A 19,599-nucleotide genomic window follows, 5' to 3' on the forward strand; every position below is an offset into this window, starting at 1 on the left:
GCCCTATTTATCCCTTTCGCCCGTTCCGCCCCGCCACCCTGGCGCACCCCCACGCCCTTCGGCTACTGTCCAGTAACCACACATACTCCCAGTACGGTCGGCCCAATGGAGGTGCTGTCCATGCGAATTCCGCCCCGCTTGTCCGTGCTCCCCGGCAAGGTGGCGGAGACCGCGCGCGGCCTGGAGGTCATGTGGCGCGCCGGGCTCGTCCCGTTTCCCCGGTTGGACGAAGGTCTGCGCAGCGTGATCGCGACCCGCAAGGTGGGTCCGTTCGCCGCCGCGGCGCAGACCTCCGCCCGGCGCGATCCGAACGCCATCGGGCTGGTCGACGAGCTGGGGCCGCTCACCTTCCGCGAGCTCGACCTGCGCTCCAACGCGCTCGCCCGCGCCTGGGCGGACCGCGGCGTGCGGCCGGGCACCGTGATCGCGGCGCTGTGCCGCGACCACCGCGGTCTGGTCACCGTCATGATCGCCGCGGGCAAGGTCGGCGCGCGCCTCCTGCTGATGAACACCGGCTTCGCGAAACCGCAGCTCACCGACGTCGCCGCGCGGGAAAAGGTCCAGGTGCTCGTCCACGACCAGGAGTTCACCGAACTGCTCTCCGGCATCCCGGACACCGTCGACCGCTACCTGGCCTGGGTGGACGAACCCGACCCCGCCGACCACATCCCCGTCCTCGACGAGCTGATCGCCAGCACCGACGACCGCCCGCTGCCCCCACCGCCCCAGCGCGGCGGGTTCGTGCTGCTCACCAGCGGCACCACCGGCACCCCGAAGGGCGCGCCCCGCGAGCGGACCTCCGTGCTGGCCACCGTCCAGTTCCTCGACCGCATCCCGTTGCGCGCCGGCGAGGCCACGTTCCTCGGCGCGCCCATCTTCCACGGCACTGGCATCTCGCAGTTCATCCTGTCGTTCGCACTCGGCTGCAAGGTCGTGCTGCGCCGCCGGTTCGACCCCGAAGCCACGCTGAAGGGCGTCGCCGACCACGGGTGCACCGCGCTGGTCCTCGTCCCGACCATGCTGCAGCGCATCGTCGACCTCGGGCCGGACATCCTGGGCAAGTACGACACGTCGTCGCTGCGGATCATCTTCGTCGCGGGCTCGGCGTTGTCCCCCGACCTCGGCAACCGCGCCACCGAGGCGTTCGGCGACGTGATCTACAACCTGTACGGCTCCACCGAGGTCGCGGTCGCCACCGTCGCCACCCCGGAGGACTGGCGCAAGGCCCCCGGCACCGTCGGCCGCCCGCCGGTCACCTGCAAGGTCCAGCTGTACGACGAGCAGGGCAACCGCATCACCGAGCCGCACGTCACCGGGCGCGTCTTCGTCGGCAGCGGCCTGTCCTTCGAGGGCTACACCGACGGCCGCCACAAGGAGATCATCGACGGCCTGCTCTCCACCGGCGACGTCGGCCACTTCGACGAGAACGACCTGCTGTTCATCGACGGCCGCGACGACGAGATGATCGTCTCCGGCGGCGAGAACGTGTTCCCGGTCGAGGTGGAGAACCTGCTCGTCGAGCACCCGGACGTGCTCGAAGCCGCCGTGATCGGCGTCCCCGACGCCGACTTCGGCCAGCGCCTCAAGGCGATCGTGGTGACGAAGAAGGACTCCAAGCTCGACGCCGACGCCATCCGCGACTACGTCAAGGGCAACCTCGCCCGCTACAAGGTGCCGCGCGACGTCGAGTTCGTGCCGGAGCTGCCGCGCAACGCGACCGGGAAGGTGCTCCGCAACAAGCTCAGCTGACTCCCCAATCTTCCTCTATGATGTGGGCGGTGTCCACTATAGGGGAACGACACCTCCGCCGGGCGCTCGTCGGGATGTGCGGCACGCAAGTGATCAGCTGGGGCGCGCTCTACTACGCGCTCCCGGTCGCCACCGCGCAGATCGCGGGCACCACCGGGTGGACACCGAGCACCATCACGCTCGCGTTCTCGGCCGGCCTGCTGGTCGCGGCGGGTGCGGGCATCCCGCTCGGGCGCATGATCGACCGGTACGGGCCACGGCTGGTGATGACCGCCGGGTCGGTGCTCGCCGCCGTCGCGCTCGTGCTGGTGGCCACGGCGCCGAGCCGCCCGCTGTTCTTCCTCGCCTGGGGAGTCGTCGGCGTGGCGCAGGCGATGCAGCTGTACCCGCCGGCGTTCGCGGCGATCACCATCTGGTACGGCGACCGCCGGGCCCGTCCGCTGACCATCGTGACGCTGGTCGGCGGCCTGGCGAGCACCGTGTTCGCGCCGCTCACCGCGTTGCTGGTGGACCAGGTCGGCTGGCGGGCGAGCTACCTGGTCTACGCCGCGGTCTTCGTCGTGGTCAACCTGCCGGTGCACTGGCTGCTGCTCACCCCCGCCTGGCCGGACCACCGCACGCGCCCCGCGGCCACCCCGGTGCGCCACGTGACCCGCTCGGCCCGGTTCCGGCTCCTGCAGACGGCGATGACGCTGGCCGCTCTCGGGTTGTACGCGTCGGCGATCGTGGTCGTGCCGCTGTTCGTGGAACGGGGCCTGAGCCACGCGCTCGCGGCGGTCGCGCTCGGGCTGGTCGGCGCGGGCCAGGTCCTCGGGCGGCTGGTGTTCGCCGCCGTGCCGCGCAGCAGCGCGCCCGCCGCGCGCACGACCGGCGTCCTCGCCGCGAGCTGCGCCGCGCTCGTCCTGCTCGCGTTGCTGCCCGGGCCCGCTGGCGCGTTGCTGGCGGTCGCGGTGATCCTCGGCATGGCCCGCGGCGCCTTCACGCTCGTGCAGGCCACGGCCGTCGCCGACCGCTGGCTGACGGCCCGGTTCGGGGCGCTCAACGGGCTGTTCAACGCGCCGATCACGGCGGCCACGGCCATCGCGCCCGGCGGGGCGATCGTGCTCGCCGAACGCGTCGGCGGGTACGCCACGGCCCTGATCCTGCTCGCGGTGCTCGCCGGGATCGCCGGCGTCCTGGCCGCGCTGACCTGATGGCGGACGCGAGCCGTTCGGCGACGCTGGATTGCCGGTCGGCGCTGAGTACCGCGATCGGGGTGACGGTAACGAGCCGGTTCTGCACCATGAGTGATGTCGCGGCATGCCCTGCTGCCACAGGGAGCCGCGCGGTTGCCGACGTCCGTCCGGAGAGGAAGGCATCAACGTGCCTACCGTACAACCGCCGAGCGACGCCACGCGCAACGAGCCGTCGCCGGAACGGCGCAAGATCGTGCTCGACGAACGGTTCCTGGCCGCGGCCGCACCGGCCATCGTGGACAGTCCGCCGGCGGGCCGCCAGGACGCGGCGGCCCGGCGGTTGCTGGACCGGACGGCCGGCGGCTGGGCCCGGGTCTGGCGGGTGGTGCTGCTCGGCCTGACGGCGGTGTCCGCGCTGGGGATGATCGCGTTCGCCCTGATGAAGGCCGTCCCGCCCACCGCGTTGTGCATGCTGGCGCTGGTCGTGGTGAAGATCGCCGACCAGTGGAACAGCCGTCGCCTGCCCCGCCTCGGCGCCTGAGGGTCACTCCCAGGAGATGCCGAACACCCCGGGGCCGTAGTCGAGCGCCACGGCGTGCACCCCGCCCGCCGTGTCGAGGTGCAGTTCCCGCCGCTCCTCGGTCTCCGCGGAGCCCCGGCGCGCGTACTGCCAGCACCCGCGCAGCGCGTCGGCCTCGTCGAAGCGGATCTCCAGCAGGTACTCGCGGATGGGGCGGCGGAACTCGCGGTAGTAGGTGTTCTCGCAGTCCGGGTACGGCGGCCCGCTGTTGGTCAGCGTGTACTCGATCAGGCAAGTCTCGCCGCGGTGGATCGGGCGGTCGAACAGCAGCTCGGCGACCGTCAGGCCGTGCTCGGGATCGATCTCGACCCGCCCGCTGCGGCAGTTGCGCAGCTGGTGCAGCGCCGGCGCGGGCGCGCCGCCGTGGTCGTACACCAGGATCCACCGGTCCTGCTGGTCGGCGGTCGCCTGGAACACCGACCGCGTGGTCAGCGAGCGTTGCCGTCCGCCGGCCGCGATCTCGCAGCGGTCGTGCAGGTTGAGCAGGTTGAGCCGGTGCTGCTGCTCCAGCGCGTGCGGCGCGCCGACCCGTTCCAGCAGGATCCGCAGCGCCTCCATCGGGAACTTCACGACCCCGTCCGCCTGCCTGCGGGACGGCAGCCCGCGCGGGCGCGGCGGCGGGAGCAGGGACAGTCGCTGCGCGCGCTGCAGGCCGAGGACGTCCTCGAGCACCCGCACCGCCGAGATCGAGCTCTGCCGCTCGGGCTGCCGCTTGCCGGACTGCCAGTAGCTCAGGGCCGTGACGCTGATCGGCACGCCGCTGGCCTGCAGGCGGGCCTGGATGCGATCGAGACTGAGCCCACTGCGGGCGATCGCGGACCGGAGTCTCCTGGCGAACGGGCTCGGCACCGCGCGCTCGGACGTGGACACCTGTTACCACCTGGAAATCGACTTCGCCAGCGCTGATGGTAGCAGTCAGTGACTTCTACTCGGCCGAGAACGACGATCTACGTCTCATCCCTTCGGGTGGTTCGCAGATAGCTCAATTGGGTGAGTACTGGTAACTGTGAATCATTGCCCCTGCTCTGGCCCCCGGGATTGCATGAGATCGCACCACCCGGTCGGGGAGAGGAGACGGCGGCTCATGCGGAAGCGCGCGATGTGGTCCGGACTGGCGGCGGCCGCCGAGCTGGTGGTCGCCACGACCGCCTGGGCCGGGCCCGCCCAGGCGCGGGAGGGCCGGATCCTCGGAGCCGGCACCCCCGGCTCGGTGGCGGACAGCTACCTCGTCGTCCTCAAGCAGAACGCCACCTCGCGGGCCGGCGACCTGACCAGTCGCTACGGCGGCGCCACCACCCGGACCTTCAGCGCCGCGCTGCGGGGCTTCGCGGTCAACGCCGGCGAAACGCAGGCCAAGCGCCTCGCGGCCAACCCCGACGTCGCCTACGTCGCGCAGAACCACGTCCTGCGCATCACCGACGTCCAGCAGAACCCGCCGTCCTGGGGGCTGGACCGCATCGACCAGGCCAACCTGCCGCTCGACTCGTCCTACCGCTACGCCACCCCGGCCGGCGACGTCACCGGCTACGTCGTCGACACGGGTGTGCGGGTGAGCCACGAAACCTTCGGCGGCCGCGTGACCGGCGGCAAGGACTTCATCGACAACGACGACGACCCCGCCGACGAGCACGGCCACGGCACCCACGTCGCAGGCACCATCGGCGGCAGCGAGTACGGCGTGGCCAAGGGCGTGCGGATCGTCCCGGTACGCGTGCTCGACGCGCAGGGCAGCGGCACCACCGACCAGGTCGTCGCCGGCATCGACTGGGTGGCGCAGACCGCGAGCGGGCCGTCCGTGGCGAACCTGAGCCTCGGCGGCAGCGCCGACCCCGTGCTCGACGACGCCGTCCGCGGCGCGATCGCCAGGGGCGTCACCTTCGCCATCGCCGCCGGCAACGAGGGCGCCGACGCCGGCGACGACTCCCCGGCGCGCGTCACCGAGGCGATCACCGTCGCCGCCAGCGACCAGACCGACCGGCAGGCGAGCTTCTCCAACTACGGCAGCGTCGTCGACCTCTACGCGCCGGGCGTGAACATCACCTCGTCGTGGGGCACCGGCGACACCGCGACCACCACGATCAGCGGCACCTCGATGGCCACCCCGCACGTGGCCGGCGCCGCGGCGCTCTACCTGGCCGGGCACCCGGACGCGACCCCGGCGCAGGTCGCCGACGCCCTGATCGCGTCCGCCACGCCGGGCAAGATCTCGGGCGCAACCTCGGGCACGCCCAACCGTCTCCTCAACACCGCTGGCTAGGCTGCGGCGGGCACGGCGAGCGAAAGGACGGCCGATGGGCGCCATCCACCTGATCCGGCACGGTCAGGCTTCCTTCGGCGCGGCCGACTACGACCGGCTGTCCAGCACCGGCATCGAGCAGGGCGCGGTGGTCGGCGCCGAGCTGCTGCGCCGCAAGATCCGCGTCACCGAGGGCCGGACCGGGTCGATGGCCCGTCAGCGCGCCACCGCGGAGATCGTCCTGGACTGGCTCGGGGCGGGCGCCGCGGCCAAGGAGGATCCGCGCTGGAACGAGTACGACCACGTGGACATCGTCGCCCGGCACGGCGGCGGCGCGCGGCAGGACGCGAACGACCCGCGCGGCTACCAGGAAGTGCTGGACGCCTCGCTCGCCGCGTGGGTCCGCGCCGGCGACGACAGCCCGTGCGCGGAGACCTGGCCGCGGTTCGCCGAGCGGGTGCGTGGCGCGCTGGCCGACCTGGTCGGCGTGCTGCGCAAGGGGGAGAGCGCGGTGGTGTTCACCTCCGGCGGGGTGATCGGCACGCTGGCCGGGCACCTGCTCGGTGACCCCGCGATGGGGTTGCTGCGGCTCAACCGGGTGACGGTGAACTGCGGGATCACCAAGCTGGTGTCCGGACGCGGCGGGGTCACGCTCGTGTCGTTCAACGATCACGCGCACTTCGAGGGGCGGGCCGCCCGGCTGCTCACCTATCGGTGACCGCGGGGAACACCTCCTCGATCAGCGTCACCAGCGAGCGGGACAGCAGCGTGTGCACCTGGTCGCGGTCGAGGTCGCCGCGCAGCAGCCACTCGCGGCCCGCCGCCTTGACCATGCCGCCGTAGGCGCGGATCAGCGCGTTGCAGGCCTCGGAGTGCGCGGGGTCGACCTTCACGCCCAGCGCCTCCAGCACGCGCGCGGCCGAGCGGCGTTCGGCCTCGACGAGGATCGCCTCGACCTCGGGATCGCTGCCCAGGCCATCCGGGGCGGTCGCCACCAGCCAGGTCTTGCCCTGTTTGGTGACGAGGGTGAGGAACCAGTCGACCGCGACGCGGGCCTTCTCCTCGAGCGGGCCGTCGGTGACGATGTCCAGCGCCGCGGTCGGGATCGTCATCGTGCGGCGCAGCACCGACAGGTAGAGCTGGCGTTTGGTGCCGAAGTAGTGGTTGATCAGCCCACGGGCGACGCCGGCCGCCGCCGCGATGTCCGATGTGGACACCTCGGCGTACGGGCGCTCGCCGAAGAGCCGGGCGGCGCAGGCGAAGATCTGTTCCCTGCGCTGGTCCGGTTCGAGTCTCCGCCACCGGGGCTCGGAGTCGGTCATGGGCGACATGCTGACATGGGTCACCCGAGGGAGTTGTTCTTTTCCGACATGTCGGTGGATACGTCATTCGATCGGAGGCACGTGTTAAGAGCGTAACCCGGCGGAAGGGGCTGCGGGGTGCGTGATCGGGATCCTGCCGGTATCGGAATTGCCGGTCTCGTGGTGCTGGTGCTGGCGTTCGTCGCGGCTGCGCACGCGGATTCGCTGCCGATCATCGGGACGGGGGTGGCGTACGAGGCGGAGTTCAGCGAGGCGGCGGGGCTCGTGGTCGGTGACGAGGTCCGGGTGGCCGGTGTGAAGGTCGGCGAGGTGGTGGACGTCGGGCTGGACGGTGGGTCCGTGCGCGTGAGGTTCGAGGTCGAGGACACCTGGCTGGGTGACCGCACGACGGCGGCGATCAAGATCAAGACGTTGCTGGGGCAGAAGTACCTGGCGCTGGACCCGCTCGGTTCGGCGCCACTCGACGGGGTGATCCCGCGCGAGCGGACCGTCGCGCCGTACGACGTGCTGGACGCGTTCGGGGACCTGTCGGCGACGGTTGGCGCGCTGGACACGGAGGGGCTGGCGCGGTCGTTCGAGGTGCTGGCGGAGGCGTTGCCGGGCGGGCCGTCGGTGCGGGGTGCGCTGGCGGGGTTGTCGCAGCTGTCGGAGACGATCGCGTCGCGGGATGCGGCGTTGTCGCGGCTGCTGGGGAACACGGCGGCGGTCTCGCGCACACTGGCGGACCGGGACGCTGCGCTGGTGCGGCTGCTGGCGGACGGGAACCTGGTGCTGGCGGAGGTGGCGGCCCGCGCGCGGGCGATTTCGACGTTGCTGGCGGGGGCGCAGGAGTTGTCGCGGCAGGTGCGCGGGGTGATTGATGACAACGATGTCGGGTTGCGTCCGGTGTTGGCTTCGCTGGACCGCCTGACCGCGATGTTGCAGCGAAACCAGGACGCACTGGCCGAGGGCATCGCACGGCTGGCACCGCTGATCCGCTACGCCACGACCGCGACGGGGCAGGGGCATTGGGGTGACACGTACGTGTGCCTGCCGGTGGTGTCTAGCTGCTACTGAGCTGGGCGGTTGCCGATCGAGAGGCTGCTGGTGGTCACTCACCACGCACGGATGGCCCACTCACGCGGCGGTGGCTGGCCCTCTCGCGCGGCGGTGGCTGGCCCTCTCGCGCGGCGGTGACTGGCCCTCTCATACGGCTGTGGTTGGCCCTCTCATACGGCGGTGACTGGCCCTCGCGCGGGGAGATGAGTAGCCCCACTCGCGCGGTCACGTGTGGTTGGACCTCTCGCGCGGCCACGACTGGCCCTCTCGCGCGATGGTGAGCGGTCGGCCCCCTCGTGGGGTGGTGGCTGGTCCACTCATGCTGCGCCAGTGGGCCTCTCGTGCGGTCGCCAGTGGGCCTCTCGTGCGGTCGCGAGTGGTCCTCTCGCGTAGCTATGAGTGGTCCACTCGCGCGCTCGCGTGCGGTTGGTCCTTTCGCACGGCCGCGACTGACCCCTTGGCGCGGCGATGAGTGGCCCTTTCGTGCGATGGCGAGCGACTGGCCCTCTCGCGTGGGTGTGGTTGGTCCACTCGCGCTGCCGTGAGTGGGCCTCTCGTGGGGTGGTGGCTGGTCCACTCATGCTGCGCCAGTGGGCCTCTCGTGCGGTCGCGAGTGGTCCTCTCGCGTAGCTATGAGTGGTCCACTCGCGCGCTCACGTGCGGTTGGTCCTCTCGCACCGCTACGACTGGTCCACTCGTGCGGCGGTGAGTGGCCCGGTCGTGTCCCCGGTGGTGGTGGAAGTTCGGGTCTGTTCGGCGTGGCTGGCCGCGTGGAGGGGGCCATCGCGTGAGTCTCTGCAGGAACCCGCCAAGGAACCCGTAGAGAGGTATCACGCGATGGCCCTGGACCAGTCTGCCCTGCTCGAAGTTCTGGATGCACTCAAGGTCGCCGATGTTGGGGATCGTGTCCGTCAGGCGGCGGAGACGATCTATCAGGCGTTGATCGAGGCCGAGCTCACCGAGACCATCGGCGCAGCCCTGCACGAACGCACCGAGCACCGCACCGCTCAGCGCAACGGGCACCGCACCCGCACGCTGTCGACCACGGCCGGGGATCTGGAGCTGCGGATACCGAAGCTGCGCACCGGCTCGTTCTTCCCGTCGCTGCTGGAGCGGCGCCGTCGGGTGGACCAGGCCCTGTTCGCGGTGGTGATGGAGGCCTACTTGCACGGCGTCTCCACTCGCAAGGTCGATGATCTGGTCAAAGCCCTCGGCGCGGACAGCGGCATCTCCAAGTCCGAGGTGAGCAGGATCTGCGCCGACCTGGACACCGAGGTGGGCGCGTTCCGCGACCGGTCACTGGCCGAGCAGCCGTTTCCCTACGTGTTCCTCGACGCCACCTACTGCAAGGCCAGAGTCAACCATCGCGTCGTGTCCCAGGCCGTGGTGATCGCCACCGGCGTCCGCGCCGATGGATGGCGCGAAGTGTTGGGCTTCGCCGTCGGCGATTCCGAGGACGGCGCCTTCTGGACCGCCTTCCTCCGCTCGCTCAAGGCCCGCGGGCTGGGTGGGGTGCAACTGGTCATCTCCGATGCCCACACCGGCCTGACACAGGCCATCTCCGCGGTCCTGCTGGGCGCGGCCTGGCAACGCTGCCGGGTTCACTTCCTGCGCAACGTGCTGGCCCAGGTTCCCAAAGGCAGCTCCGAGATGGTCGCCGCCGCGATCCGCACCATCTTCGCCCAACCCAAAGCCGACATGGTGCGCGAGCAGCTCCACGTGATCGCCGGCATGCTCGGACGGCAATCCGCCAAGGTCGAAACCATGCTGCGCGACGCCGCGCCCGACCTGCTCGCCTTCGCCGATTTCCCCGTCGCGCACTGGAAGAAAATCTGGTCCACCAACCCGCTCGAGCGACTCAACAAGGAAGTCAAACGCCGCACCGACGTCGTCGGCGTCTTCCCCAACCCCGCCGCCCTGCTCCGCCTCGCCGGCGCTGTCCTCGTCGAGGCCCACGACGAATGGCAAACCAACGACCGCCGCTACCTCTCCGACAACACCATGGCCCTGCTCACCAACCCCACCACCCAGGACGAGGTAGCCACACACGAGTTGATGACGGCATGATCTAACCCAGCAGAGCCTCACGCACCGAGTTACACCACTCCACGGGACGCGACCCTTCCGTTCGCAGGGCTGCCGCGCGGTCAGGTTGATTGCCCGGCCACCTGCGTTGCCGGCTTCCGGTTCGTAGGGCTGCCGCGCGGTCAGCCGGGTACCGGCCCACTCCCCTTGCCGGCCCACCACCCTACTTCGCCACGGTCCGCCAGGCCTCACTCCTTCTTCCCGGCTCATAAACCGAATCCAGCCGCTTCGCGGTCACTCCGCCGAGGCCGTTCGCCAGGCTCGCCGCCAGTACGTCCGCTCCGCCGCCCTCGTACGAATCCGGCGTTCGCCAATACTCCCCCGCCAGCTTCAGCTTTCGCAGGCGCGCGCGGCGTTTCCGGTACGGCACCTCCAGCAACGACTTTCCATCAACGTGCAGCACGTCGAACGGCAGGAACAGCACCGGCGATCGCTCGGCCAAGCGCTTCACCGATCGTGCCTCCGCCGACACCCGCGTCTTCAGCGCCGTCCGGCTCGGGCGGCCCTCCTCCAGCACGATCAGCTCCCCGTCCAGCAGGACCTCCGTCGCCCCCAGTGACTCGCCGAGGGCGCGCAGCTCGGGGTACCGCACGGTGACGTCCTCGCCCGTCCGATCACGCACCGTGATCCGCCCGCCCTCCACCCGGACCTGCACCCGCTCGCCCTGCCAGCGGAACTCGTACGCCCATCCGTCGTCATCCGGCGGCAGCGCGCCGGACCGCGCCTGCATCGGCTTCACGAACTCCGGCAGCTCCTCCCCGCTGCCCCGGTCCACCCGCCGCACCAGCCAGTCCCGCGACTCGGAACCCTTGTGGCTGTTCACGAACACGAACCGGCCCCGCACCCGCGACCCGTGCAGGTCCACCTCGACCTTGTGGTCGTTCCAGTGCAGCACCTCGTACGTGCCGCGGTCCCAGATCAACATCTTTCCGCCGCCGTACTCGCCCTTCGGGATCTCCCCTTCGAAGGCCGCGTACTCCAGCGGGTGGTCCTCGGTGTGCACCGCCAGCCGGGGCGGCCCGGGGCGTTGCGGCAACCCCTTCGGCACCGCCCACGACACCAGGACCCCGTTCCGCTCGAACCGCACGTCCCAGTGCAGCCGGCGGGCGTGGTGCTCCTGGATGACGAACACGTCGTCGTCGCCCCGCGGCACCACCCGGTCGGGCATCGGTTCCGGCGTCCGCTTCGGATCGCGTTTGCGCCGGTACTCGCTGAGATCGGGCACGTGGCCGAGGTTACCCGCCTCACCCGGCGGTGTTTACCGAACTCCGACAACGGGGATCAGTTCGTGGTGAGTGAAACCGACATCTTCGTGCTGGGACTCGACGACGCGAACCTGCGCACCCTGCGACGCGTGCCGGGAGCGGAGAACTACCGCTACCACCAGCTCCTCACGCAGGCAGACGTGCAGGAGGGCGAGATCCCGATCGCCGACCTCATCGACAGAGCCGTGGCCGAGCTGGACGCCTTCGACGGCGAGATCGGCGCCATCGTGGGCTACTGGGACTTCCCGGTCACCACCATGGTGCCCATCCTGGGCCGCCGCTACGGCCTGCCCACCCCGAACCTCGAAGGCGTGCTCAAGTGCGAGCACAAGTACTGGAGCCGCCTGGAACAGCGGAAAGCCACCGACGCGATCCCGAACTTCGCGCTGGTCGACCTCGACGGCGACCCGAAACCACCGGCGGGACTGTCGTTCCCCATGTGGCTCAAGCCGGTCAAGTCGTTCTCCTCCGAACTGGCCTTCCACGTCAAGGACGAGGACGACTTCGTCAAGGCCGTCGAGGAGATCCGCGCCGGGATCGGGCGCGTGGGCAAGCCGTTCCAGTACATCCTGGACCAGGTGACCGGCGTCGACATCCCGCCGGAGATCGCCGAGGCGGGAGCGCTCGCCGCCCTCGCCGAGGAGGAGATGACCGGCCAGCAGGCGGCCACCGAGGGTTACGTCCACGACGGCGAGGTCGTCGTCTACGGCGCGCTGGACTCGCTGAACTACCCGGACAGCTCGTCGTTCCTGCGCCACCAGTACCCCTCGCAGCTGCCCGAGCCGATCGTGGCGAAGATGCTCGACGTCTCCAAGAAGGTCATCGAGCAGATCGGCCTGAACAACTCCACGTTCTCCATCGAGTTCTTCTGCCGGCCCGACACCGGCGAGGTGAAGCTGCTGGAGATCAACCCGCGGCACTCGCAGTCGCACGCCGAGATGTTCGAGGACGTCGACGGTGTGCCCGACCACTACAACATGATCGAGCTGGGACTGGGCCGCCGCCCGGAGATGCCGCACGACGAGGGCGAGTACAAGATCGCGGCCAAGTGGTACCACCGCCGCTTCACCGACGGTATCGTCAAACACGTCCCGACCCAGGAGGAAATGCAGCGGCTGCAGCGGGAGATCCCCGGCGTCGAGGTGGACATCGTGCCCGCCGAGGGCCAGCGTCTGTCCGATATGGACGCCCAGGACAGCTACAGCTTCGAGCTGGCGTTCGTCTACGTCGGCGCGGACAGCGAGGCCGAGCTGAAGGACAAGTACCAGCGCACGATCGACTCGCTGGAGTTCGAGTTCGAGGAGGGTTGATCGGATATGCGGGAGGTCCGCTCCCTGCCGTACGAGATCACCGAGGAAGAGCACGTCTGGATACCGGTGTCGGACGGTACCCGGCTGGCCGCGAAGATCTGGCGGCCGGTGTCCGCCGACGACGAACCGGTGCCCGGGATCCTCGAGTACATCCCGTACCGCAAGCGGGACCTGACCGCGGTCCGGGACTCCGTCCACCACCCCTACCTCGCCGGGCACGGGTACGCGTGCGTGCGCGTGGACCTGCGGGGCACGGGTGAGTCGGAGGGAGTCCTGACCGACGAGTACGTCGAGCAGGAGCAGCAGGACGCCGAGGACGTACTGGCGTGGATCGCCGAGCAGCCGTGGTGCGACGGGCGCACCGGCATGATGGGCATCTCCTGGGGCGGGTTCGCCGCGCTCCAGGTGGCCGCGCGGAAACCGCCGAGCCTGCGCGCCATCGTCATCTCGTCGTTCACCGACGACCGCTACTCCGACGACTTCCACTACATGGGCGGCTGCATGCTGTCGGACAACCTCGGCGAGGCCGGGACGATGTTCGCCTACAGCACCCTGCCGCCGGACCCGGCGCTGATCGGCGAACGCTGGCGGGACATGTGGCTGGAACGCGCCGAGGGCGTCGGCCCGTGGGTGGACACCTGGCTGGAGCACCAGCGCCGCGACGAGTACTGGTGCCACGCCTCGGTGTGCGAGAACTACAGCGACGTGCAGGTGCCGGTGCTGGCCTCCAGCGGCTGGGCGGACGGCTACTCCAACGCCGTGACCCGCCTGCTGGCGAACCTGTCCGTGCCGCGCAAGGGCCTGATCGGCCCGTGGTCGCACAAGTACCCGCACCTGGGCGAGCCGGGCCCGGCGATCGGGTACCTGCAGGAGGTCGTGAAGTGGTGGGACCACTGGCTCAAGGACCGCGACAACGGCGTGATGGACGGGCCGATGCTGCTGACCTGGATGCAGGACAGCGTGCCGCCGTCGACGTCCTACGAGGAGCGTCCCGGCCGGTGGGTCGGTGAGCCGCAGTGGCCGTCGCCGCACATCGACTGGCGCACGTATCCCCTGGCGCGGCACCGGATCGGGCGCCCGGACGAGGACGTGCCGGACACCGCGCTGCACGTCGAGTCGCCGCTGTCGGTGGGACAGTTCGCCGGCAAGTGGGCCTCCTACAACGCGCCGCCGGACCTGCCCTACGACCAGCGCGAGGAGGACGGCGGGTCGCTGGTGTTCGACGGTGACGAGCTGACCGAGACGTGCGAGGTCCTCGGCGCGCCGAAGGTGCGGCTGGAGCTGTCGGTGGACAAGCCGGTGGCGATGGTCGCGGCGCGGCTGTCCGACGTGCACCCGGACGGGCGCGCGACCCGCGTCACCTACGGGCTGCTGAACCTGACCCACCGCGACAGCAACCACGAACCGGCCCCGCTGGAGCCGGGCAAGCGCTACCAGGTGGAGCTGGAGCTCAACGGTGTCGCGCAGGCGTTCCCGCCCGGCCACCGGATCCGGCTCGCACTGTCCACTTCGTACTGGCCGCTGGCGTGGCCGGCACCGGAGCCCGCACGGCTGACCGTCCACACGAAGGGCAGCTCCCTGGCCCTGCCGGTGCGGCCGATCCGCGAGTCCGACGAGGTGAGCGGCCAGGTGTTCGGTGAGCCGGAGGGTTCGCCGCCGAGGACCACCACCGTGCTGCGGCCGGGCGAGCAGCGCTGGACGGTGTCGCGTGACCTGGTGGAGTACCGGTCGGCGCTGGAGATCGTGAAGGACTCGGGCACCGTGCGGCTGGACGACATCGACCTGGAGGTCTCGCGGCGCGCCTACGAGCGCTACAGCTCGGTGGCCGACGACTTCGCCTCGGTGTGCGGCGAGACGAAGTGGAGCATGACGTTCGCGCGCGGCGACTGGGAAGCCCGCACGGAAACGCGCACCGTGTTGTCGTGCACGCCGGAGGAGTTCGTGCTGCACGCCACACTGGACGGTTACGAAGGCGCGCACCGCGTGTTCTCCCGCAACTGGCACCGCCGGTTCCCCCGCGACCTGGTCTAGTTTCGCCCCGGAGGAGCAGGGGTAACCGCACCCGGTGGTCGGAAAGACGAGCCTGCACGCCAGACTGCTGATCGCCGAGATGCTCCTGACCGGGCGCAAGCGCACGTTCGCCGACGTGGACGCACTGCACGAGAGCATGGGGCCGCGGCAGCAGCGGGAGAACGCGCTGCCGCCCCCGGCGGTGCGCAAGCAGGTCGACCTCGACCGCACCGAGGTGCACGGTCACCCCGTGTACACGTTGCGGCCGCGGGCGAACGCGACCGGGCGGCACGTCCTGTACTTCCACGGCGGCGCGTACGTGCACCAGATCCAGGGCGACCACTGGAAGTTCTTCGCCCGGCTGATCGCCCGCACCGGCTGCGCGGTCACCGCGCCGCTGTACCCGCTGGCGCCCGGCAGCCACTACGACGACACGCTGTCGATGATCCACGCCACCTACAAGGAGGTGCTGGGCGACGCCGACCCGGCCGACCAGGTCCTGATGGGCGACTCGGCGGGCGGCGGGCTGTCGCTGGTGCTGGCGCAGGCATTGCGCGACGAGGGGCGGCCGCAGCCCAAGGAAGTCGTGATGCTCTCGCCGTGGCTGGACATCACGATGACCGATCCGGCGCTGCCCGAGTACGACCGGCACGACCCGTACCTGGGCGTGACCGGCCTGCGGGAGGCCGGGCGGCTCTACGCGGGCGGCTTGGATCCGGCGAACGAGCTGGTCAGCCCCATCAACGGCGACCTGCGTGGGCTGGGCGCCCTGAGCTGCTTCATCGGCACCCGGGACGTGCTGCTGGCCGACTCGCGCAACCTCTACCACAAGGCGGCCGTACAGGGCGTGCCACTGGAGTACTGGGAGTACGGCGGGATGTTCCACGCGTGGATGATCGCGGACATCCCCGAGGCGAAGCACGCGCTGGACCGGATCGCGGAGCTGGTGACCCGGTGAGCGGGCTGCCCACGGCGTCGGTGCCGGAGACGGTGAAGGTGCTGACCGGCGTCATCGGGCCCGTTCTCGCCGGTGGCGTGATCAAGCGGCGGCCGCGGGTGATGACCCTGCTGGAGAAGATGCAGGCCGACGCCTCCGCCGTGCGGACCCTGCAGAAGCTGCGCGCCCGCCACGGTGACGGGCTGTTGCGCCTGGCGGTGCCCGGCCGGTCGTTCGCGGTGGTGCTCTCCCCCGACGACGTCGGGCGGGTGCTGGCGGAGTCGCCGGAGCCGTTCACGCCGGCGAACCTGGAGAAGCGGAAGGCGTTGGCGCAGTTCCAGCCGCACGGGGTGCTGATCTCCGCGGGGCCGGACCGCGACCGGCGCCGGGAGTGGACCGAGCGCGCGCTGGAGACGAGCCGGCCGACGCACCACCTGGCGCCGTCGGTGCGGGCGAAGGTCGCCGACGAGTTCGCCGCGCTGGGGCCGGGGCAGCTCGACTGGGACACGTTCGCGCCGGTGTGGTGGCGGATGGTGCGCCGGGTGGTGTTCGGCGACCACGCGCGTGACGACCAGGCCACGACGGACCTGCTGGAACGGCTGCGGCTGGCGGCGAACTGGTCGTCCCTGATGCCGCGGCGCGGTCGGCTGCGGGCGGAGTTCCTCGGCCGGGTCCACCCGTTGCTGGCCCGGGCGCCGGACGACAGCCTCGCCGGCGGCCTCGCGGCGGACGACGAGGTGGCCAGCCAGATCGGGCACTGGCTGTTCGCGTTCGACGCCGCCGGGATGGTCACCTTCCGCACGCTGGCCCTGCTCGCCACGCATCCCGCGCAGCGGCAGCAGGCCCGGCAGGACCTCGCGTCCGGTACCGATCTGGGCTACCTGCGGGCGTGCGTGCTGGACACGGTGCGGTTGTGGCCCACGACGCCGGCGATCCTGCGGGACACGACGAAGGAGCTGGACTGGCACGGCCACCGGGTGCCGGCGGGGACGGGCCTGCTGGTGTTCACCCCGCTGTTCCACCGCGACGATTCACGGTTGCCCTACGCGCACAGCTTCGCGCCGGAGATCTGGCTGGACGGGCGGGCGCAGGAGGAGCCGTCGCTGGTGCCGTTCAGCGCCGGGCCGGGTGAGTGCCCGGCGAAGAACCTGGTGCTGTTCACCGGCTCGACCGTGCTGGCCGCCCTGATCGGGGACCGGGACTACACAGTGGACTCCTCCCCCAAGCCGGGCCCGGGCCGCCCGCTGCCGGCCACGTTCGACAACTTCTCGTTGCGCCTGACCGGGCATCCGTGAGATTAGCTCCCCGATCGGGCGGGTATCGCCAGACGCATGACTGCCGCAGAGAAACCGGACCTGATCGCTGTGATCCTCTCCGATCACCGCCACATCGAACGCGTCTTCGCCGAGCTGGAGTCGGGCGCGGGCACCCCGGAGCACCGCCGTGACCTGGCCGACCACGTGATCGCCGAGCTGGTGCGCCACTCGGTCGCCGAGGAGCAGTTCATGTACCCGGCGGCGCGGAAGTACCTGGACAACGGTGACGAGCTGGTCGACCACGAGCTGGAGGAGCACGCCGAGGCCGAGGAGGTCATGAAGCAGCTGGAGGACGTGCCGGCGACCGACCCCCGGTTCGACGAGCTGATGCGCAGCCTGATGGACGACATCCGGCACCACATCGAGGACGAGGAGCAGGACCTGCTGCCGAAGCTGCAGTCCGCCTGCTCCCCCGACGAGCTCCGCGACCTGGGCGACAAGGTGGTGAAGGCGAAGAAGGTGGCGCCGACCCGCCCGCACCCGAGCGCGCCGGACCGCCCGCCGATGAACCTGATCCTCGACCCGGGGGCCGGATTGATCGACCGGATCCGCGACCGCCTCTCGGGCCGCACCACCTGAGAAAAAAGGAGCCCCCACCACGCGGTGGGGGCTTCCTTCATTTTCTTGCCTGCGGAACCCCCGCCCAGCTCAATCTCCGCCGATGCGAAGCGAGGCGGCCCCCCGCCCCCCGAAGTCACATCACCGACGGCACCGCCCGCAGGTCGCTCACCAGCGCCGCGAACGCCTCGTCCCGGTCCGGCGCTCGCAGCACCGACGACGGATGCACCGTCGCCAGCACCCGCTCCGGCGTCCCGGCGAACTCTTCCGGCGCCGCCAGCAACTCCCCCCGATGAGCCGTCACCCGGAACGACGGCCCCATCAACGACGAAGCCGCGGTAGCCCCCAGCAAAACCACCACCGACGGCTGCACGGCCTCCAGCTCGGCGACCAACCAGGGCCGGCACGCCACGATCTCCCCACGCGACGGCTTCTTGTGGATCCGCTGCTTCCCCCGCTCGGCCGGCACGAACTTGAAGTGCTTCACCGCGTTCGTCACATACACCTGCGACCGGTCGACCCCGGCCTCCTCCAGTGCCCGGTCCAGCAGGCGCCCGGCGGGACCGACGAACGGCTCCCCGGCGACGTCCTCCTTGTCGCCCGGCTGCTCGCCCAGCATCATGACCTTCGCCGGCGCGGGACCGTCCCCGAAGACCGTCTGCGTCGCGTCGCGGTAGAGGTCGCATCCCTCGCAGCGCGACGCCGCCGAGCGGAGCCGGTCCAGCGCGCGGCTGTCCGGCACGAACTCGGCGGCGGTCCGCTGTGTCTTCGTGGCCATCAGCTGCCGGGACGGTCCACGTCGCCCCGCCAGGCGCCGGTCTCCCGGCCGCCGCGCTTCTCGATGAACGCCTTGAAGCGCTCCATGTCGCCGTGCACGCGGCGGTCCAGGATGCCCAGCTTGTCGGCGGCGTTCTCGACGAAGCCCTCGGGGTCGATGTCCATCTGCGCGGTCACCCGCGTCTTGTGGTCGTCCAGCCGGTGGAACGTGATGACACCGGCGTGGTTCGGGCCGGAGTCGGACCGCCACGCGACCCGCTCGTCGGGGTGCTGCTCGGTGATCGTGGCGTCGAACTCGCGCTTGGCGCCACCGATCTTGGTCACCCAGTGCGTGTGCGTGTCGTCGAGCTGGCGGATCTCCTCGACGCCCTCCATGAACTGCGGGAAGGACTCGAACTGGGTCCACTGGTTGTAGGCCGTGCGCACGTCGACGTTCACGTCGACGGACTCGGTGATCGTGCTCATTTCGGCAGGTCTCCTTTCACCCGGTCACGCTCCGGGTACCTCGAGACGCGCCGGTTACACGTCCTCCGGCACCGCCAATCGCGCCAGAATCGTTTCCAGGTGGGCCCGCGCCTGGGCAGGTGGCTCACCCGAGGCCTGCACCGCGTCGACGAGCCGGTCGGCGAGGTCGCGCAGCTTGACGTTGCTCTGCTGGGAGGCGCGGATGAGCAGCTCGAACGCGGCCGCCGGGTCGTGCCCGTACGCCAGCATGATCATGCCCTTGGCCTGCTCGATCGTGGCGCGCGAGGCCATCGCGCGCTGCAGCCCGGCGGCCTCGCCGGCCAGCTCGGACAGCTGCTCGGCCTCCCGGACGCGGGCGGTGGTCAGGTCGACGTAGTACCCGTGCACCCCGACGGTCTCGCCGTCCTCCCGCTCGACGTCACCGACCACGAGGCGCGCGCGGGTGCTCTCGTCCGCGGCGAGGATGCGCTGCTGCGCGCTGAACGGCTGCCCGGTGCGGCGGGCCTCGTCGAACACCGCCGCCAGCTGGCGGCGGTCCGTGGGGTGGCCGTGCTTGGTGACCAGGTCCAGGCCCGGTTCGACCGCACCCGGCTGGTAGCCGTACATCAGGTAGATCTCCGCCGACCACGTCCACGTCGCGGCACGGATGTCCCACTGGTACATCCCGACCTGATCGGCGCTCTGGCCTGCGGGCAGGTCGGACAAGGGGTCCGGCTTCCGGGGCGTGGACATGCGTGTACGGCTCCTGCAGTGGAGTTGCTTCGAACACGGGTGCC

The 19,599-nt window shown here is 70.8% G+C and carries 18 protein-coding genes; 12 read left to right on the plus strand and 6 right to left on the minus strand.

Annotated features, from left to right (window positions below; genetic code table 11):
* Window positions 1-120 precede the first annotated feature (120 nt).
* The 3 genes from D0D28_RS28365 to D0D28_RS28375 all read left to right on the plus strand — a co-directional run bounded on the left by D0D28_RS28365 (window position 121) and on the right by D0D28_RS28375 (window position 3,465).
* Window positions 121-1,749: an acyl-CoA synthetase gene (locus tag D0D28_RS28365; RefSeq protein ID WP_116113928.1), complete on the plus strand. Its 1,629-nt coding sequence runs from the start codon at window positions 121-123 to the stop codon at window positions 1,747-1,749.
* A gap of 20 nt (window positions 1,750-1,769) precedes the next feature.
* Complete coding sequence (locus D0D28_RS28370) at window positions 1,770-2,942, plus strand: MFS transporter (protein ID WP_430732407.1); 1,173 nt, start codon at window positions 1,770-1,772, stop codon at window positions 2,940-2,942.
* A gap of 169 nt (window positions 2,943-3,111) precedes the next feature.
* On the plus strand, window positions 3,112-3,465 hold the full coding sequence (locus D0D28_RS28375; RefSeq protein WP_116113886.1) for a hypothetical protein: 354 nt from the start codon (window positions 3,112-3,114) through the stop codon (window positions 3,463-3,465).
* Window positions 3,466-3,468: 3 nt separating this feature from the next.
* Here D0D28_RS28375 and D0D28_RS28380 read toward each other — a convergent pair whose 3' ends face one another.
* Window positions 3,469-4,374, minus strand: a complete 906-nt coding sequence (locus tag D0D28_RS28380) for a hypothetical protein (protein ID WP_116113889.1) — start codon at window positions 4,372-4,374, stop codon at window positions 3,469-3,471.
* Between the two features lie 214 nt (window positions 4,375-4,588).
* Between D0D28_RS28380 and D0D28_RS28385 the strand changes: the two genes are divergently transcribed.
* Complete coding sequence (locus D0D28_RS28385) at window positions 4,589-5,761, plus strand: S8 family peptidase (protein WP_116113891.1); 1,173 nt, start codon at window positions 4,589-4,591, stop codon at window positions 5,759-5,761.
* Between the two features lie 34 nt (window positions 5,762-5,795).
* The gene (locus D0D28_RS28390) at window positions 5,796-6,458 is read left to right on the plus strand and encodes a histidine phosphatase family protein (protein WP_094004108.1); all 663 of its coding nucleotides are present in this window, start codon (window positions 5,796-5,798) and stop codon (window positions 6,456-6,458) included.
* Here the strand turns inward: D0D28_RS28390 and D0D28_RS28395 are convergent.
* Window positions 6,445-7,062 (minus strand): TetR/AcrR family transcriptional regulator, encoded by a 618-nt coding sequence (locus D0D28_RS28395; RefSeq protein WP_094004109.1) that lies wholly within the window; start codon window positions 7,060-7,062, stop codon window positions 6,445-6,447. The genes D0D28_RS28390 and D0D28_RS28395 overlap by 14 nt on opposite strands.
* A gap of 117 nt (window positions 7,063-7,179) precedes the next feature.
* Between D0D28_RS28395 and D0D28_RS28400 the strand changes: the two genes are divergently transcribed.
* Together D0D28_RS28400 and D0D28_RS28405 are read left to right on the plus strand one after the other, a co-directional pair.
* Window positions 7,180-8,118 (plus strand): MCE family protein, encoded by a 939-nt coding sequence (locus D0D28_RS28400; RefSeq protein WP_162831219.1) that lies wholly within the window; start codon window positions 7,180-7,182, stop codon window positions 8,116-8,118.
* 819 nt (window positions 8,119-8,937) lie between these two features.
* Entirely contained in the window at window positions 8,938-10,167 is a 1,230-nt protein-coding gene (locus D0D28_RS28405; RefSeq protein WP_094008309.1) for an IS256 family transposase, read from the plus strand.
* 181 nt (window positions 10,168-10,348) lie between these two features.
* Here D0D28_RS28405 and D0D28_RS28410 read toward each other — a convergent pair whose 3' ends face one another.
* Complete coding sequence (locus D0D28_RS28410; RefSeq protein WP_116113894.1) at window positions 10,349-11,410, minus strand: DNA polymerase ligase N-terminal domain-containing protein; 1,062 nt, start codon at window positions 11,408-11,410, stop codon at window positions 10,349-10,351.
* A gap of 66 nt (window positions 11,411-11,476) precedes the next feature.
* Between D0D28_RS28410 and D0D28_RS28415 the strand changes: the two genes are divergently transcribed.
* Genes D0D28_RS28415 through D0D28_RS28435 form a run of 5 tightly spaced genes read left to right on the plus strand, consistent with a single transcriptional unit; the run spans window position 11,477 to window position 17,602 of the window.
* Entirely contained in the window at window positions 11,477-12,760 is a 1,284-nt protein-coding gene (locus tag D0D28_RS28415) for an ATP-grasp domain-containing protein (RefSeq protein WP_205413385.1), read from the plus strand.
* A gap of 6 nt (window positions 12,761-12,766) precedes the next feature.
* Window positions 12,767-14,791 carry a CocE/NonD family hydrolase gene (locus tag D0D28_RS28420; protein ID WP_116113899.1) on the plus strand — a complete coding sequence of 675 codons (2,025 nt, stop codon included), beginning with the start codon at window positions 12,767-12,769 and terminating at the stop codon, window positions 14,789-14,791.
* Window positions 14,792-14,825: 34 nt separating this feature from the next.
* Window positions 14,826-15,728, plus strand: coding sequence for an alpha/beta hydrolase fold domain-containing protein (locus D0D28_RS28425; protein ID WP_116113902.1), 903 nt, complete (start codon window positions 14,826-14,828; stop codon window positions 15,726-15,728).
* The gene (locus D0D28_RS28430; protein WP_116113905.1) at window positions 15,725-17,002 is read left to right on the plus strand and encodes a cytochrome P450; all 1,278 of its coding nucleotides are present in this window, start codon (window positions 15,725-15,727) and stop codon (window positions 17,000-17,002) included. Before D0D28_RS28425 ends, D0D28_RS28430 begins: the two co-directional genes overlap by 4 nt.
* Window positions 17,003-17,038: 36 nt before the next feature.
* The gene (locus D0D28_RS28435; RefSeq protein WP_116113908.1) at window positions 17,039-17,602 is read left to right on the plus strand and encodes a hemerythrin domain-containing protein; all 564 of its coding nucleotides are present in this window, start codon (window positions 17,039-17,041) and stop codon (window positions 17,600-17,602) included.
* Window positions 17,603-17,717: 115 nt separating this feature from the next.
* On the opposite strand, the gene D0D28_RS28440 is transcribed toward D0D28_RS28435, so the two are convergent.
* Genes D0D28_RS28440 through D0D28_RS28450 form a run of 3 tightly spaced genes read right to left on the minus strand, consistent with a single transcriptional unit; the run spans window position 17,718 to window position 19,555 of the window.
* Entirely contained in the window at window positions 17,718-18,359 is a 642-nt protein-coding gene (locus tag D0D28_RS28440; RefSeq protein WP_116113911.1) for a UdgX family uracil-DNA binding protein, read from the minus strand.
* Window positions 18,359-18,823: an SRPBCC family protein gene (locus D0D28_RS28445; protein WP_094007568.1), complete on the minus strand. Its 465-nt coding sequence runs from the start codon at window positions 18,821-18,823 to the stop codon at window positions 18,359-18,361. The genes D0D28_RS28440 and D0D28_RS28445 overlap by 1 nt, the downstream gene beginning before the upstream one ends.
* Window positions 18,824-18,877: 54 nt before the next feature.
* Window positions 18,878-19,555 carry a PAS and ANTAR domain-containing protein gene (locus D0D28_RS28450; RefSeq protein WP_116113912.1) on the minus strand — a complete coding sequence of 226 codons (678 nt, stop codon included), beginning with the start codon at window positions 19,553-19,555 and terminating at the stop codon, window positions 18,878-18,880.
* Window positions 19,556-19,599: the final 44 nt, after the last annotated feature.

This window comes from Amycolatopsis ruanii, from assembly GCF_003385175.1.
Taxonomy (GTDB): domain Bacteria; phylum Actinomycetota; class Actinomycetes; order Mycobacteriales; family Pseudonocardiaceae; genus Amycolatopsis_E; species Amycolatopsis_E thermalba.